Source organism: Pedobacter sp. SG908 (genome assembly GCF_011759615.1).
GTDB lineage: Bacteria > Bacteroidota > Bacteroidia > Sphingobacteriales > Sphingobacteriaceae > Pedobacter > Pedobacter riviphilus.
In genome coordinates this window covers 3,362,866-3,377,337 of sequence record NZ_JAAOYY010000001.1, presented here as the reverse complement: position 1 = coordinate 3,377,337, position 14,472 = coordinate 3,362,866, and the positions used below count along the sequence as shown (strand labels likewise).

Below are 14,472 nucleotides of genomic sequence, written 5' to 3'. Positions count from 1 at the left end.
AATAAATGAATAAGTAGCTGATTTAAATCGTGTTGTAAGTTAAATGATTGTTATTAATAGGTTAATGCGCAAATGGTAATAAAAGGAAAAGAGGGAATAGCCGCTGCAGTTTGCTTTGGTTTTTCCCTTTTCTGTGTAATAATGATAAATCCTATTGAAAATATTGCGAAAGGTCGGTTAACCTGCCTCCCGATATATAAACAGATTTTGTAGGCGTTGATACATTTGTTTTGCCATCGGTAATTAAATATAATTTCGATTTTCCTGCCTCAAAATTAATCCCATTGTCGGCAAATATTGATGTAATTCTTCCTTCGTTCGGTTTAATTGTATAACCGGTCAGAACTAAAGGTGTACCGGAAATATAAGGATCATTCGTGGTTCCCTTTTCAAATATATCGAAGCTGTAAATATAATTCGGACCCGGTAAAGCAGGGAGCTCTATTGAATTAAAAGAACCATTTTTAGGAAGGGTAAATCTGAGTTCTGGTACTAGTTTCGTACCAACAGTTGTATTTGATGCATTTTTAAGCCTGGTATAAAATACAAGATCCACATCTATATTTTTAAACTGATTTGGAAATGTAGTTTCAAATTTAGCCGTCAGCATCATATTGGCTGGATTAACAGGTGGATCGAGTTTTACATTATCCACTAATTTAGTGCCGTCAAAAAAGTAACCGATATTTTGTTGAGCCGCGGTCGATTCGATTGTTTTGGTTAACAAAATGGCTGTTTCACCTTTTTTTCTGATAGAAATTTCTCTCGTAGTACCCTTATCAATAAGGATGGAATATGGTTTATTTACAGCACCTGTTGCTGAAAATAATAAATTTCCATCTAATAAGAATTCGAGTTCGCCGGATAGGGCATAACCCTTAATCCGCAATGAAATGGCATTATTATATATTTTGGTGCCATCGTAAAAAACATTGATGTTTTGGTCGAATGGGGCTGCAGCAATCGTTTTGGTCAGTAATATTTCGGCAGTGGCCTTATTTCTGATTTTTAAGGTGGAGTTCTGATCTTTTACGGCAAGCAGGGTTTTTACACCAATGCCGCCTGTGCCTGCCTTGGTACTGGCTATAATGCTATCTTTATACAGGTATTCCAGATCAACATCAGTGGTGCCAGTAATGTTTAACTGGATAATTTTAGCAGGCTCTGGTTGAAGCAGCTCTGCTTTGCGGCAAGATAAACTTAAGGCTACAACAGCAGAAAGAAAGAAAAGGGTAAAAATTTTTAGTTTCATATAGGGTAATTACATTTAAAACAGCTATCTGTTTTTGTAATAAAGGGACCGTACCCATGGGGTACGGCCGCCTTTAGTTAAGAGAGAAAAAAATTAGAATACAAGTTTTGACCAACCTGAAGCCCAGCTTGGTAGCGTAACTGTAGCCGGCGAACCTGGTGTGTTGTACCATGGCTGGCTAACACCAAAATAACTGGCATTGGTTGCGTTTACTACTAATGAATTACCACCACCATCTACATAAGCACCAACTGCCGCCGTGATTGAATTGGTGAAACCATGAACAGAAGTACTATTAATATCTGAAAGGCTTGCATTGGCATCAGCATCGAAAGCAATACCAGTGTTATAACCAGAAACAATTACATCAGATAAAGTAACTTCCGAACCTCTGCGCTCACGGATACCATTACGGTAACCTAAACCAGCAATACCATTAGGGTTTTCAGTACCAAAAACGCTCACATTTTGTAAAGTTGGGTGCGTTTTAGGCGTTAAGCTAAAGGTTGCATCTTCAGCAGGTGCATTGTTGTCTGATTCGATACCATTTGAATCGCTGTTACCTCCACTTGTGCTGTGTGTAGAATTTTTATCAGCAATGGCTACCGCATCGGTTAATGTTCCGGTAAAACCATTGTCGAAATCAAATTGATCGTCATCAGAAGCTAAAGCAATTAAATTGCTTGGGCTAACAGTACCCCCGAAAAATTCGAATCCATCATCTAAACCATAAGAAACCTGTACGTGATCGATTGTAGTACCACTACCCACACCACCTAAAGTTAAACCATTAACCTCAACGTTCGGAGCCAACTGGAAACCTGCATATTCGATACGTACGTATTGTAAAGTACCACGGTTATCAGCATCATTATTACCGCCATAATGAAACTTATCTTCATTTGCTAAACCTTCAATCAGTTTATCGCCAACGTTGATTTTAGCATTACCTAAAACAATTACACCACCTAAATCGCCTGGCTTACCTGTTGTGCTGGCATCACCATCTAAAAGATAACGGCTGGTAAATACAATTGGGTTTTCAGCTGTACCTATTGCATTGATGTTACCATCTTTAGCAATAACCAATACACCATTTTGTACACCCGGTGTATTTACCGAAGCTTTAATATAGGTGCCGGCCTGGATGGTTAAAGTTGCACCGTTTCTAACGGTTACTACACCACTTAATTCATAAACGTTTCCTGCTGTCCAGGTAACAGAGCTGGTAATGTCTCCGCTAACGGCAACAACCGGTAATGATGATTGTGAATAATCTGCTGCCGAAGTGCTGCGGTTAGCGAATGTATCAGCACCACCTTCGTTTTTCTTACAAGCTGTAAATGAAACAGCAACAATTGATAAAAGACCGATTAAGTTTTTGAAATTTTTCATTTTCATTTTTTTGTTTTTCATAGGATCTTATAGGTATGATCCATGTTTTTTCAGGTTGATTTTTTTCAAGGTCATTCAGGTAAACTGGCCAATTATCCAATGTTTTTAAGGAAATAAAAGCATGTTTATACCTAAATGTGATGTTTTTTTATATCTTAGTCATTCATATCGATTTAACTAAGTAAATCTGTTAGCCACCCTGGGTTTTTAACAGTATATTTTAAAATATTTCAGGTTTATCCTGATTTGCCGTTCTACTAGAAATGATCGGTTTAAAACGGAGGGTTCTGGTACAACCTTTCGTTTTTTTTATGGCTATACAGGAAATAATTTTCCTCCTTTCTTGCTAAATGGTGTAACCTTATTAGAGCTGTTTTTCATGGTCGGTTTAAAAATTATAAGTGATGGAAGTACTGTACGTACGACCAAATTTTTGCAAAAACATCACCTGGTCTCCATCTTCCAAATTATTGGTAAAACCAGGCTTTAAACGCAATTTATTGCTGTAATCAGAACCTACCTGGTAATCGGGGTTAGGCTCATAACTCCCTGTATTTCTATAAATCAATGAAGCTTTATTGAGTAAATTACCGGCATTCAGTTTTACTTCAAACCTGTTTTTATAAAATTTATAACTGATCTGCGCATCAATCTGATCGCGTGGGTTTTCATATTCGATATTATTCAGTTCCGGGCTCACCAATGTGGTTTTGCGGCCCGATTTATTATAAGCCACATTAAAACCAAAGTGTTCGTCTAAATATTGTAAACCGACATTAATAAGGTAAGGTGCCTGCCCATACATGTTTCTTTTGGCTTTGGAGCTTACTGTAACGCTCTCGCCATTGGCACCTGTAGTTTCGTAGGTTCCAATGACATTGGCTGTTTGTAGCGTGAGGTTGCCATAAAGTGTTAACCGCGATAACAGGGTATTGCCCGTAAGAAATCCCAGATTTTTCCTTAACTCCAGTTCCAATCCGTAAACTTTGGCTTCATCAGAGTTTTTGATGTAATAAAAACCACCGCCGTTGGAAATACTGTAAACTACTTCAACCGGTTGATCGAACTTTTTATAAAAGGCGCTTGCCGAGATAATTTCGCCCAAGCCAGGAAACCATTCTACTTTAAGATCGTAATTTTTAATCTGTGTACTGGCTAAACCTTCGTTACCAAACTGAGCATCGAACATAGGGTCGTACCTGAAAAACTGGCTGTTATCCATTAATTCGGGTCTTACTACAGCGTTTGAAAAAGCTGTCCTGATATTAATTTCTTTTGCCGGGCTATAGGTTAGATTAGCCGATGGCAACCAGCGCCATTTTTTTTCGGCCGGAAGTACAAAGCTGCTTGTCCCCCTAACATTTAAATCGTTACGTAGCTCCGTATATTTATAATATTCGGCCCTTACACCCCAAACCAGGCGTAATTTTTCCTCAAGGCGGTTGTCGAGCATTACATAGCCTGCATGGGTAATACTTTTTCCTTTATAACCGTTTAAAAAATAAGGGTTAATAAAGTAGTTGTAACCATTATTGCCAATTTTGGAGGGATCGGTCATTTGGCCAATAGAAATGTACCTCAGGCTATCGGGTATCGTTGCGCTGCGAACAAGCGATGCAATTTCCCAGTTTAACGTTCCTTCTTTGTGTATGCCAAAATAACCCGTTTTTATGATGTTATTTAACAGACCAGTTTTAAAAGGCATGTTGGCATCGCCACTCCAGGCAAAATGGTGTTCGTTATTACTGTAGTTATGCCGTGAGGTAGGTTTAATATAGCCCTCCCTTTGCCCGCTTGCCTGATAAAAATATTCGTAATCATTACCAAATTGCTGCAAGTTCTGCGTAGCAATACTCAGATCTTTCTCTTTACGATCTATCGATGTGCGCGATAAATTCCATTCCAGCTTTACCTTGCCAGCCTGGTGCTGCCCGTTTAGTTTATTCTGTAACAGATCGGTATAGGTAGGGTCGTCGGCTTCTACAATGGCATTTGGTTTTTTACCCTTGGTAAAGAATTCAAATCCATTATCGGCATCGTAACCAATGGTTCTTACTAAATCGTTGTTATAAATGTGTGTATAGGTGTTGCGGAAACTAAACCTGTTTTTATCAAGTTGTAAACCCACATTCAGTATGGCGGCTAAAGTAGTGTTGAACAGGTATTTCGCACCAGAGTTTGGGGTATTAACATTCCAATCGCCTCTTATTTGCTGCTCAATAGTGTTAATGTTCTGATTATTGCGGTAACTTAACGATGTGGTGAAGCCCAGTTTTTTATTATTTGTCGTATCAATCCCGACGATTCTACCCAAGGTAAACTGATAATTTTGAGACGGAGCGGTTTTATAGCGGTACATCGTAAAATTATCATTGGTGAATTTTTGGCTTTGGACAATCAGCTTTTGCAGATACTGTTCGTCTGTAAGGGTATTGTTGGGGGCTGTAGTACGCTCCGTATGTTCTAAACCAGCCGGAAATTTCCTACGGCCATCATCAAATCCGAAATAATCATACTTGCCACGTTTGTGGCTCAAAAAATCCTTGCCAGTACTTTGATCATTATAGGATGTTCCTGCCGTAAAACTCATGAAATTCTCTGTGGGAATATCTTTGGTATTGATCTGTATCAGCCCGCCTCCAAAACTAGTATTCATGTCGGGCGTTACAGATTTACTTACTACTACATTATCAACCAGGTTGGAAGGGATAAGGTCGAAAGAAAAATTGCGTGTCTGTGCCTCGGTACTAGGCAGGGTTACACCATCCAATTGCGCAGAATTATAACGCTCGCCAATTCCCCGTACAATTACAAACTTATTATCAATAGTGCTTACACCGCTAATGCGTTTCAAACTTTCACCGATATTTTTATCAGGTGTTCTGGCAATTTGTTCGGCACTGATTCCGTTGCTGATTTCGGAGGCATTTTTCTGGCGGGCCAGTAAACCCTCAACCGAAGCTTTTTTGTAACTGGCGGTTACCACCACTTCCTGCAGGCCTTTTGCATCAGGTTTTAAAGAAATGTCTAACGGTGTATTTTTATCAGCCTTTACATTTACCTCGCTAACGCGCTTGGTAACAAAAGAAATATAACTAACCTCTACAGTATAAGTGCCCGGTTCAACGCTTATAGTATAATTTCCGTCGCTGGCGGTTTGTGTGGCTTTGCCTGTTTCGATAATTTTAATGGAAGCACCCGGAAGGGTTATTCCTTTTTCGTCCAATACTTTGCCCGATATGCGCCCGGGTTTTACCGGATCTGGTAGTTTGTAGAGTAATATGGTATTGTTATCCGAAAACCTATAGGTTACCCTGGTGCCTGAAAGTATTTTTTTGAGGATCAGCTCGAGGGGCATACTTTTTACCTCGAGACTTATTTTGCTGTTCTGGTTAAAAATCGATCTGTTATAATTAATCGATAACCCAGCTTTTTCTTCTAAAAGACTCAGGGCATCAGAGATGCTCATTTCTGCTATTTTGATGCTTACACTACTTTCTCTTGGTGTTTGCTCAAGGCTTTTTGCTATCCTTTGGTTAAATAAAAGGATGCACAGCATCAACATAAATGCCGCTGGCCTGTAACCGAAATTGATAATATATTCTTTTATATATTCATAAAACCCTATTTTCATAGGTTCAAGATGTTTTTTAATTCTCACGGGTTAAAAACTTTTGTTTAGGAGCTGGATTGTTCGAGCAATCCGGCTCCATGTTTGTGTTAAGAGGTTTAATTTGTTTTTCATAGGTATAAACCTGGTAATGTTGCGCAGATGTGTTGCGTCCTTAAGTATAAGCTAACCTATCATTGGCAGCCCTCCCCCCATACGGTAATTGTTTTGTTCGCAGTGTCTATTTTATATTTCATCTTTTTGCCGCTCATTACACGGATTTCTTCCATTACTTCGCCAATGTTTTTGTTCGTAAATGTGGCATTATACCTGCATTGGTTTAATTTATGGACCTTTACTTCGAAATGCACGTTGTAATACCTTTCCAGCGATTTGAGCATATTTGGCAGACTTATATCTTTAAAGGCAAAGCTATTTTTGATCCAGGCATTTACTTCCGTGATACGCTCGTTACTAACGGTATAATTGCGTGCTTTTAAATGGTATGATAACTTCATTCCAGGGGTAAGAAGCGAAAGTTGTTTTAATTTTCCCGCACTGTTCTCCGAAACCTTTACCTTACCGGTACGCACAGCCACACTGAAAGTTCCATCTTTTGGATAAGCATAGATATTGAATGAAGTACCCAAAACCTGGGTTTGCATCTGTCCGCTATGCACTATAAAAGGGCTTGAGGCATCATGTTTTACTTCAAAAAATGCTTCACCTTCCAACCGGATACTTCTTAAACTACCTTTCACAAAGTGCGACGGCCAGGTAAGCTTACTGCCGGCACCGAGGTATACGATAGAACTATCGGGCAAAATCAACTTTACTTTTTCGCCTTTTTGAGTGGTTTTACTTAAAAAGGTAATGGCTGTTTGCACAGGTTGTTGTGTTTTCTGATATGCATACCAGCCAAGCGATGCAGAAATGATGACCACAATTGCTGCGGCATATTTTAATAGTGGGAAGAGTGACCGGCTTTTTGGTTGGCGTTCCTCTACCTTATCCCATATTTGCGCCAGTCCTTGAGCAGCAGTTCTAGAGTAATCGGTTTCTCTTGTTTGTTTTGCCCATGCCTTTTCCATTGCACCATGAAATTCACTATCGGCATTCGCTGGATCGGCCAGGTACTCCATCAGAATTTTTTCTTGCTCCGGATCGGTTTTACCTGCTAAGTAATGTTCAAATAGTATTTTAATGTTTTCTTTCACCTTAATGTTTGTAAGCTTTATGCTGCGCACTACTGTATATATGCACGAGAGTTGCGATACAGCTATAGGGAAATGAAATTTATTTTAAAAAATTTGGACGTTAATTAATTTTCAATAATCAACAGCGATGGATTAAAATAGGATAGATCCTGAAACAAGTTCAGGAGGGCGACTGTTAGAGACCATTGACAGATCTTAACAAAACATTACCAGTACAAAAGATATAATCGTTTCTGGAGAATATGTTCTAAAATATTTACGCATAATCCCAAGCGATTTTTTAAGGTGATTGTTTACTGTGTTTTTGGAAATGCCCATCAACTGCGATATTTCCTCATGTGTATGGTGGTCATTTCTACTCATCAGGTATATTTTTTTTACCTGCGGAGAAAGGCTTTCTATTGCCTCCTGGGCAATCTGCCTGGTATCTTTGGCATTAAGTTCGTCTTCTGTGGCATTAAAAAACTGCTCATGTTTAAGATTTTCGTTGCTATAGGCTTTTTCTCTGGCTTTTTTACGGAGTGTTGAAAGAAAATTATTGCGTATGAGGGTATAAAGAAAGGCATCAAAATTCTTTTCCGGATCGATCTTCGATCTGTTTTCCCAGAGCCTTACAAAAACATCCTGCGTAAGTTCTTCAGCTTCTTCTCTGCTCCGGGTAAAATGATAGGCATAACCATATATTTTTTTGCGGTACTGGTGGTAAATTTCATTAAAAGCAGCCGAATTGCCAGTTTTTACTGCGTTCAGGAGTTTTGCATTTTTAAAATCTTCCAACTGTTCCATAAGTACCGGTTATGGGAGCCAAGTTAGTAGTCGCGTTTAAAGTTAATGTTAACACAATGAAAACCTTTTCTATCACTTTAACCGGTGAGTGGTTACAATACTTTGCTGGGCAGATTGCACCCTCGAATCCATTAAAATATGGTCGGCCTTAAAGCTTTCAGGAAGTACATGATTTAAAGCAACCGAAGTTTTGATGGCTTTACCTGTGATTGAAGCGATTGCTGCTTTTACCATTGGATCTGCAGCATCACCCAGTTGAAGCAAAGGCAAAATGCTCATTTCATTGACTGCGATATCGGGTGTGATACCTGAAGTATACCCACCGCTGCCCTGTGCATTAAAAAGTTTATAAACAATCGGGTGCATTTCCCAGTTCACCTGTTTAGGGCTTCGGGCATCAAATATCCTAAATGATGCTTCATCTTTTCCCCTTGTTTTTTCGCCGATTAGCACCACCTGGATAAAAGGTTTAAGGTTATTGATTATTACTTCCGATGCAGATGCTGTGGCGGCTGTTGATAAAATATAAACCCGGCTTAGCCCAAGGTTTTGTTGCAACAGGGTATTAAAATTTACAGTGCCATCGAAAGTAGCTGCAGTACCGATAGATTCTGTTTTGGCTCCTCCATTTTTATTGCCCCGATAGGTAATAAAAGGTTTATCGAAAGATATATTTTTGGCAATCATGGCACATATGCCTGCTGCTTCTGCTACCTGACCACCCGCGTTATAACGCAGATCGAGGATAAGGTCGGATATGCCTTCTGCTTTAAAATTACTGAAAACAGGGGTGAGCGAGCTGGCCAAACCACCATTAAAATCCAAAAAGTAGAGGTAACCGATTTTTTTTCCATCACTTTCTATCACCTTGCTAATCTCCCGTTGGTCGAGTATTATACCTTTATTTAACTCAACCGTGCGTGTATCTGTCCAGGTATTGTTATTCAGCTCGGCTAAACCCATCGAAAAGCGGTCGCTGTTTAATATTTCGGTTTGCAAAGTTTGCGCATTGGTTACGGTTAACGTTTTTCCGTTAATTTTACTGATGTAATCTCCACGCTTTAAGCCAGCTCTCGAAGCAGGAGAATCTTTTAATACAAGTTTAATGACCCCGATAACCTTTGCGCTATTTTGGTCGCTTACTGTTGCATAATCAAAACCAAAATTTCTATTGCTTGGTGTTGCGGTGGAAGGGTCGTTAGGGATACTGATATAGGAAAAGCGATCGGATGAATTGCGGATGGAATTAAAAAAATCTTTTGGGGATAAGTTGAGATTGGGCTTAGCAGGCAATTGCTCGTTCCAATAATAGTATCGCTTAAGGCTATCGAGTATCCAGCTGTTGATATTCTCGTTGCTTCCAATCGGATAATCAGGGATTTTATTGCCTTTTTTGCAGGATGGCAGAATGGCTAAAAATAGAATGACAAAATAAATGCTGTAATAAGTTGTTCTTTTTAAATAGATTATGGAGTTTGTCATTGCCTTTCCTGATTTTAGAAGCAAACTTAAAACTACTATTGTTAACTCGATATTAATTTTAAACGTGGATTTTATCTATAACACGTAGCCTTAAACTACTCATTTAAACATAATGGAAATTATACCTGGGTTATAGTGCACTATAACCCAGGCATATCTTATTTTATTGCACCAAATGCTGCAAAATAGGCGTTTTTATGCAGGATTTCGGTAACGCTGAACCCAACTTTTTGCAACAAAGCCAGTTGATAGTTTAAAGAGCGTGGGGTATCTTCATATTCAATATAATCAAATACCTTTTGCTTATATGCTGCACCACCTAACGTTTCAAGATAGGCTCCATATTGATCTTGAAAAAGATTATCGATTAAAACGGAATCATGTGCAATAAGGTCTGAAATCCAGATACTGCCTCCTGGTTTTAAGGCCCGGTAAACTTTAGTAAAAACAAGCTCCCAATCGGCATCGGTGCGCAAATGATGAAATGTTGCAGCAGCAAGTACAATATCGAAATGATTATCGGGCAAATTAAGGTTACGCATATCATCCTGTACAAGTGTTATTTTTCCGGTAGTTTGTGCCGATACCCTGTCTCTTGCACGTTCTAACATCGGTAAACTCAAATCGTTAAGTGTACAGTTAAGGTTTGGGATTTTGCTGAGCATTTTTAATGTGTAATTACCTGCACCACATCCAATATCCAATAGTTCTTTCGCATTCGGATTAGTGTATTTGGCCGCCCCTGTGCAAAGCTCCATGGTAAGTGGTGCGTCGATGGTGGTTTGTTGTCCGCTCTCTAAGTTCGAGAAACGTTCTACATCGTTATCAAACCTTGTTCTAATTTCTTCATTTGTTGCTTTATGCGAATAATCTTTATTCATTGCTTTATTTTTTTTGTAAAGTTAGCGCTGTTAATCATATTTGTAAAATATCAATTTTAGCATAATTCAATACCTATTAAGTATTATAAGTATGGAGCTTAGACATTTGTTGTATTTTAAAACCGTGGCAGAAGAACTTCACTTTACCAAGGCAGCAACCAAACTTTTTATCTCTCAACCTCCTTTGAGCAGGCAGATTAAAGAACTTGAAGAAGAACTTGGTGTACAGTTGTTTGTTCGGAGTAATAAGCGGGTTGCATTAACAGATGCCGGAAAGTACTTTAAGGCTGAAGTAGATGCTGTGTTTGCCAAACTGGAAGAAAGTAAAAGATTTGTTCGTAAAATTCATGAAGGCGTTAGCGGCGAATTAAAGATTGGTTATATCAGCTCCGTTTACCAATCGCACCTGGCAGAAATTTTAAAATTGATGCACCAGGAATTCCCCTATCTGAAAACGAGTTTGTTCGAAGTGCCTACGCTGGCCCAAATTAAGTCGCTCGAACATGGCGGCTTAGATGTGGGGATTTTAAGAGCCCCGGTTTTATCTGAAAAATTGAAAGTAGAATCTTTATTTTTTGATCCCTTTGTGGTGGTTATCCCTTTAACAGATCAAAAAATTGATGATCAGTACAGACTTGCTGATTTTTTGAAGAAGAGTCCGTTTATATTCTTTAATAAAGATTTTGCACCCCAGTATAACCAGAAACTTATAGAAATTTGCCAGCGGATGGGCTTTAGTCCAGACATTACCCACGAGGCCAACAATGTACACTCCATATTACAATTGGTAGAAGCAGGCTTGGGTGTGTCTATTTTGCCATTATCGTTAAAAGAGCAATATGCACAGTTGAAAGTTTCATTTATTGAATTTGATGCCATTCCTATTAATACAGAGGTGGTGTTGGCTTATAAAGAATCGAATAAAAACCCTGCATTAACCTGGTTTATTAAACACTATACCCAGTTAAAAATTAATTGATAATTCAAATGTTAAACGGATATCTCCTGTTTAAGCGATTCTTTTTAATCGAGTAAATTCCTGTGTTTTTAGCTATCAGTGGCTTTTCATTTTTAATGTATGTTGCTTGGCAATGCCTGCCACATTACAAATACATTATTATGATTGCAAAAAAGATAAAACATAAATAAATAATACCCAGATTTGTGATCTAAAATGTTCCAATGCAGATACTCGTTATTGAAGACGAACTTCGGGTTGCAGAAATGATCCAAAAAGGGCTAACTGAACTTGGTTTTCAGGTTACATTGGCCTATGATGGAGAAATGGGAAAAAAATTGGCTTTATTTAAGCCATTTGATCTGATTTTGCTGGATTTGGTTCTGCCAAAAATTAATGGGATTGATTTATGTAATGAGATTAGGCGCAATTTACCCCATATCCCGATTATTATGCTTACTGCCTTGGGCACAACCGACGATAAAATTGAAGGCTTTGATGCAGGGGCTAATGATTATCTGGTAAAACCTTTCGATTTCAGGGAGCTTCATGCCCGGATCCGCGCGCTGATTAACAGAACCCAAAGCCTAAACAATGGTTTTAAACAGGGTTTTATACTTCGTTTTGCCGACCTGGAGATGAACCTTGAAACGAAAATCGTAAAACGTAATCATGAACAGGTAAACCTCACACCAAAAGAATTCCGTTTATTGGAATATATGATGAGCAACTCAGAAAGGGTTTTATCCAGAACCGAAATTGCAGAAAAGGTTTGGGATACTTTTGATTCGGGTACCAATTTTATTGATGTGTATATCAATTACCTCAGGAAGAAGATAGATAAGGACCATGCCGTGAAACTGATCCATACCAAACCTGGAATGGGCTTTATATTTAAAGAAGGTTAAACACATAATTGATGCCTGAAAATGAAAATAAGGATAAAACTCTTATTGTTGTTTTTTACGCTTTTTGCTTCGTTGCTTCTGGCCTTTGCCATCTTTGTTTACATTTACAGTGCTAAGACTAGAAAAGACCAGTATTACAAGCAGTTAAAAAAAGAAGCCGTTATGAAAGCTAACCTGCTTTTTGACGCAAAAGTTCCTGCCCAGGTATTGCAGCTCATTTATAAAAGTGCTCCTAATTCGCTTTTTGAAGAAGAAGTGGCCATTTACGATACCTCATTTAACCTGCTTTACCATGATGCCGTGCAGATAGACAAGGTTAAAGAGACCAAAAAAATGATCGATAAGATTGTGCAGCAAAAAGAAATTACCTTCGAGCAGGGTTCATTACAGGTAGTCGGGTTACTTTACCAGCACCACCAAAAAAACTATGTAATTACTGCTGCGGCAAACGATCAATATGGCTTAAGCCGCTTGCAGGAACTTAAATACGCTTTAATAGTTTCTTTCATTATCATTATTAGTTTAACAATAGTAGCTGGCTATTATTTTGTGGGAAGTGCATTAAAGCCTGTAACCGGAATTATAGGGGAGGTGGCTAAAATTACGGCCACAAATTTGCACAACCGGGTTCAGGTTAAAAACGAAAAAGATGAGATCGGCGAACTGGCCGGTACCTTTAACCATATGCTCGATCGCCTGGCACAATCATTTGATGGGCAAAAAAGTTTTGTGAGCAATATCTCGCACGAACTCCGTACGCCTTTATCTACCATCGTTGGCGAGCTGCAGTTGGCGTTGATTAAAGAACGTACTACAAAAGAATATCAGGAAATCATTAAGCTTGCTTTGAGCGATGCGCAGGGACTGGTGCGGCTCTCCAACGGTTTGCTTGATCTGGCCAAAGCCAGTTACGATCAGCATACCATCAGCATGAAAACACAGCGTGCTGATGAATTATTGATGGACGCCCGCGAGGCGGTGCTTAAAATCGATCAGGCTTATAAAGTGGATATTCAGTTTACCCGTGAAATTGAAAAAGATGGCGATGTTCTGGTTAAGGGAAACGAGTATTTGCTTCAGATAGCCTTTATTAACCTAATGGAAAATGCCTGCAAATTTTCATCTAATCACCAATGTGCGGTAGAAATTGATTTTGGTACTGATATGATCAGGTTAAGCTTTGCCGATACCGGGATTGGAATTCCACCTGAAGATATCCACCATATTTTTACTCCATTCTATAGGGGCAATAACAAAACGTTTACAACAGGAAATGGAATAGGTTTATCGCTTACTCAAAAAATCATTTCCATGCATCATGGTACGATACAAATTCGTTCTGTAATAAATGAGGGGAGCATTTTCAGTGTAGAAATTCCACATGTTTAGTTATCCGGTACGATAGAAAAATAACTATTCCTTCCTTCAGAATTTTATCATCTTAAGCGAAAGCTCTCTTTATTATCTGTATTTCCGGTTCATCATTTGCTGATGCTAATAGAACTGTCCTCTGGGCTGTGATGCGTTAAACTATCCTTGCAGAATCCAATAAAAAGAGTCGTGCTTGCGGGAAGTACGACGAAGCAATCCTACTACTATAGGGCATAGCAATCGTTGTAAGATTATTCATTTAACGGTTGCTTTTAAGGGCATTCATGAGCTCATTTCGTTCGGTTATCTTCGTATCTCGCAATTGACTACTTTTCGCGGTCTATTACTACTGCAACAGATCTATTTACTTTTCAGGCGCATTTCTTGCAGATCCTTCGCTACACTCAGAATAACAAAATCTTTCTAATAAATTTCTAATGAATTTCTGTTTCTCCTCTAACAGTGCCTTTAAAAGCCATGTTTTACTTTTGCAGCACAATAAAAACAAAGAAAATATATGGACGCTGGCCCCTATTTAAATACCGTAACTATCCACATTTTAACCGCCCTGCAGGTATAAGTTTCTTTTATGCCTGGTAAGGGCATAATTAG

General features: G+C 38.8%; 10 protein-coding genes. 3 read left to right on the top strand and 7 right to left on the bottom strand.

Features of this window, described 5'->3' with window-relative positions; genetic code table 11:
* Nucleotides 1–151: 151 nt before the first annotated feature.
* The 7 genes from FHT21_RS13745 to FHT21_RS13715 form a co-directional block, all read right to left on the bottom strand.
* On the bottom strand, nt 152–1,252 hold the full coding sequence (locus FHT21_RS13745) for a hypothetical protein (RefSeq protein ID WP_167295209.1): 1,101 nt from the start codon (nt 1,250–1,252) through the stop codon (nt 152–154).
* A gap of 93 nt (nt 1,253–1,345) precedes the next feature.
* Nucleotides 1,346–2,647 carry a hypothetical protein gene (locus FHT21_RS13740; protein WP_167295208.1) on the bottom strand — a complete coding sequence of 434 codons (1,302 nt, stop codon included), beginning with the start codon at nt 2,645–2,647 and terminating at the stop codon, nt 1,346–1,348.
* 388 nt (nt 2,648–3,035) lie between these two features.
* Entirely contained in the window at nt 3,036–6,281 is a 3,246-nt protein-coding gene (locus FHT21_RS13735) for a TonB-dependent receptor (RefSeq protein ID WP_167295207.1), read from the bottom strand.
* 170 nt (nt 6,282–6,451) lie between these two features.
* On the bottom strand, nt 6,452–7,474 hold the full coding sequence (locus FHT21_RS13730) for a FecR family protein (RefSeq protein WP_167295206.1): 1,023 nt from the start codon (nt 7,472–7,474) through the stop codon (nt 6,452–6,454).
* 195 nt (nt 7,475–7,669) lie between these two features.
* A complete protein-coding gene (locus FHT21_RS13725) occupies nt 7,670–8,260 on the bottom strand; it encodes an RNA polymerase sigma-70 factor (protein WP_167295205.1) in 591 nt (196 codons plus the stop codon).
* 72 nt (nt 8,261–8,332) lie between these two features.
* The gene (locus FHT21_RS13720) at nt 8,333–9,742 is read right to left on the bottom strand and encodes a S41 family peptidase (protein ID WP_167295204.1); all 1,410 of its coding nucleotides are present in this window, start codon (nt 9,740–9,742) and stop codon (nt 8,333–8,335) included.
* Nucleotides 9,743–9,900: 158 nt separating this feature from the next.
* On the bottom strand, nt 9,901–10,623 hold the full coding sequence (locus FHT21_RS13715; protein WP_167295203.1) for a class I SAM-dependent methyltransferase: 723 nt from the start codon (nt 10,621–10,623) through the stop codon (nt 9,901–9,903).
* A gap of 91 nt (nt 10,624–10,714) precedes the next feature.
* Here FHT21_RS13715 and FHT21_RS13710 point away from each other — a divergent pair, with 91 nt between their 5' ends.
* From FHT21_RS13710 to FHT21_RS13700, 3 genes are all read left to right on the top strand, one after another.
* Nucleotides 10,715–11,602 (top strand): LysR substrate-binding domain-containing protein, encoded by an 888-nt coding sequence (locus FHT21_RS13710; protein WP_167295202.1) that lies wholly within the window; start codon nt 10,715–10,717, stop codon nt 11,600–11,602.
* Nucleotides 11,603–11,805: 203 nt separating this feature from the next.
* On the top strand, nt 11,806–12,489 hold the full coding sequence (locus tag FHT21_RS13705) for a response regulator transcription factor (protein WP_167295201.1): 684 nt from the start codon (nt 11,806–11,808) through the stop codon (nt 12,487–12,489).
* A 21-nt stretch (nt 12,490–12,510) separates the two neighbouring features.
* Nucleotides 12,511–13,878: an ATP-binding protein gene (locus FHT21_RS13700; protein ID WP_167295200.1), complete on the top strand. Its 1,368-nt coding sequence runs from the start codon at nt 12,511–12,513 to the stop codon at nt 13,876–13,878.
* Nucleotides 13,879–14,472: the final 594 nt, after the last annotated feature.

Coding starts and splice junctions, on each gene's coding strand:
- FHT21_RS13745 (WP_167295209.1), bottom strand. CDS start 1,252: ATGAAACTAAAAATTTTTACCCTTTTCTTTCTTTCTGCTGTTGTAGCC.
- FHT21_RS13740 (WP_167295208.1), bottom strand. CDS start 2,647: ATGAAAAATTTCAAAAACTTAATCGGTCTTTTATCAATTGTTGCTGTT.
- FHT21_RS13735 (WP_167295207.1), bottom strand. CDS start 6,281: ATGAAAATAGGGTTTTATGAATATATAAAAGAATATATTATCAATTTC.
- FHT21_RS13725 (WP_167295205.1), bottom strand. CDS start 8,260: ATGGAACAGTTGGAAGATTTTAAAAATGCAAAACTCCTGAACGCAGTA.
- FHT21_RS13720 (WP_167295204.1), bottom strand. CDS start 9,742: ATGACAAACTCCATAATCTATTTAAAAAGAACAACTTATTACAGCATT.
- FHT21_RS13715 (WP_167295203.1), bottom strand. CDS start 10,623: ATGAATAAAGATTATTCGCATAAAGCAACAAATGAAGAAATTAGAACA.
- FHT21_RS13710 (WP_167295202.1), top strand. CDS start 10,715: ATGGAGCTTAGACATTTGTTGTATTTTAAAACCGTGGCAGAAGAACTT.
- FHT21_RS13705 (WP_167295201.1), top strand. CDS start 11,806: ATGCAGATACTCGTTATTGAAGACGAACTTCGGGTTGCAGAAATGATC.
- FHT21_RS13700 (WP_167295200.1), top strand. CDS start 12,511: ATGAAAATAAGGATAAAACTCTTATTGTTGTTTTTTACGCTTTTTGCT.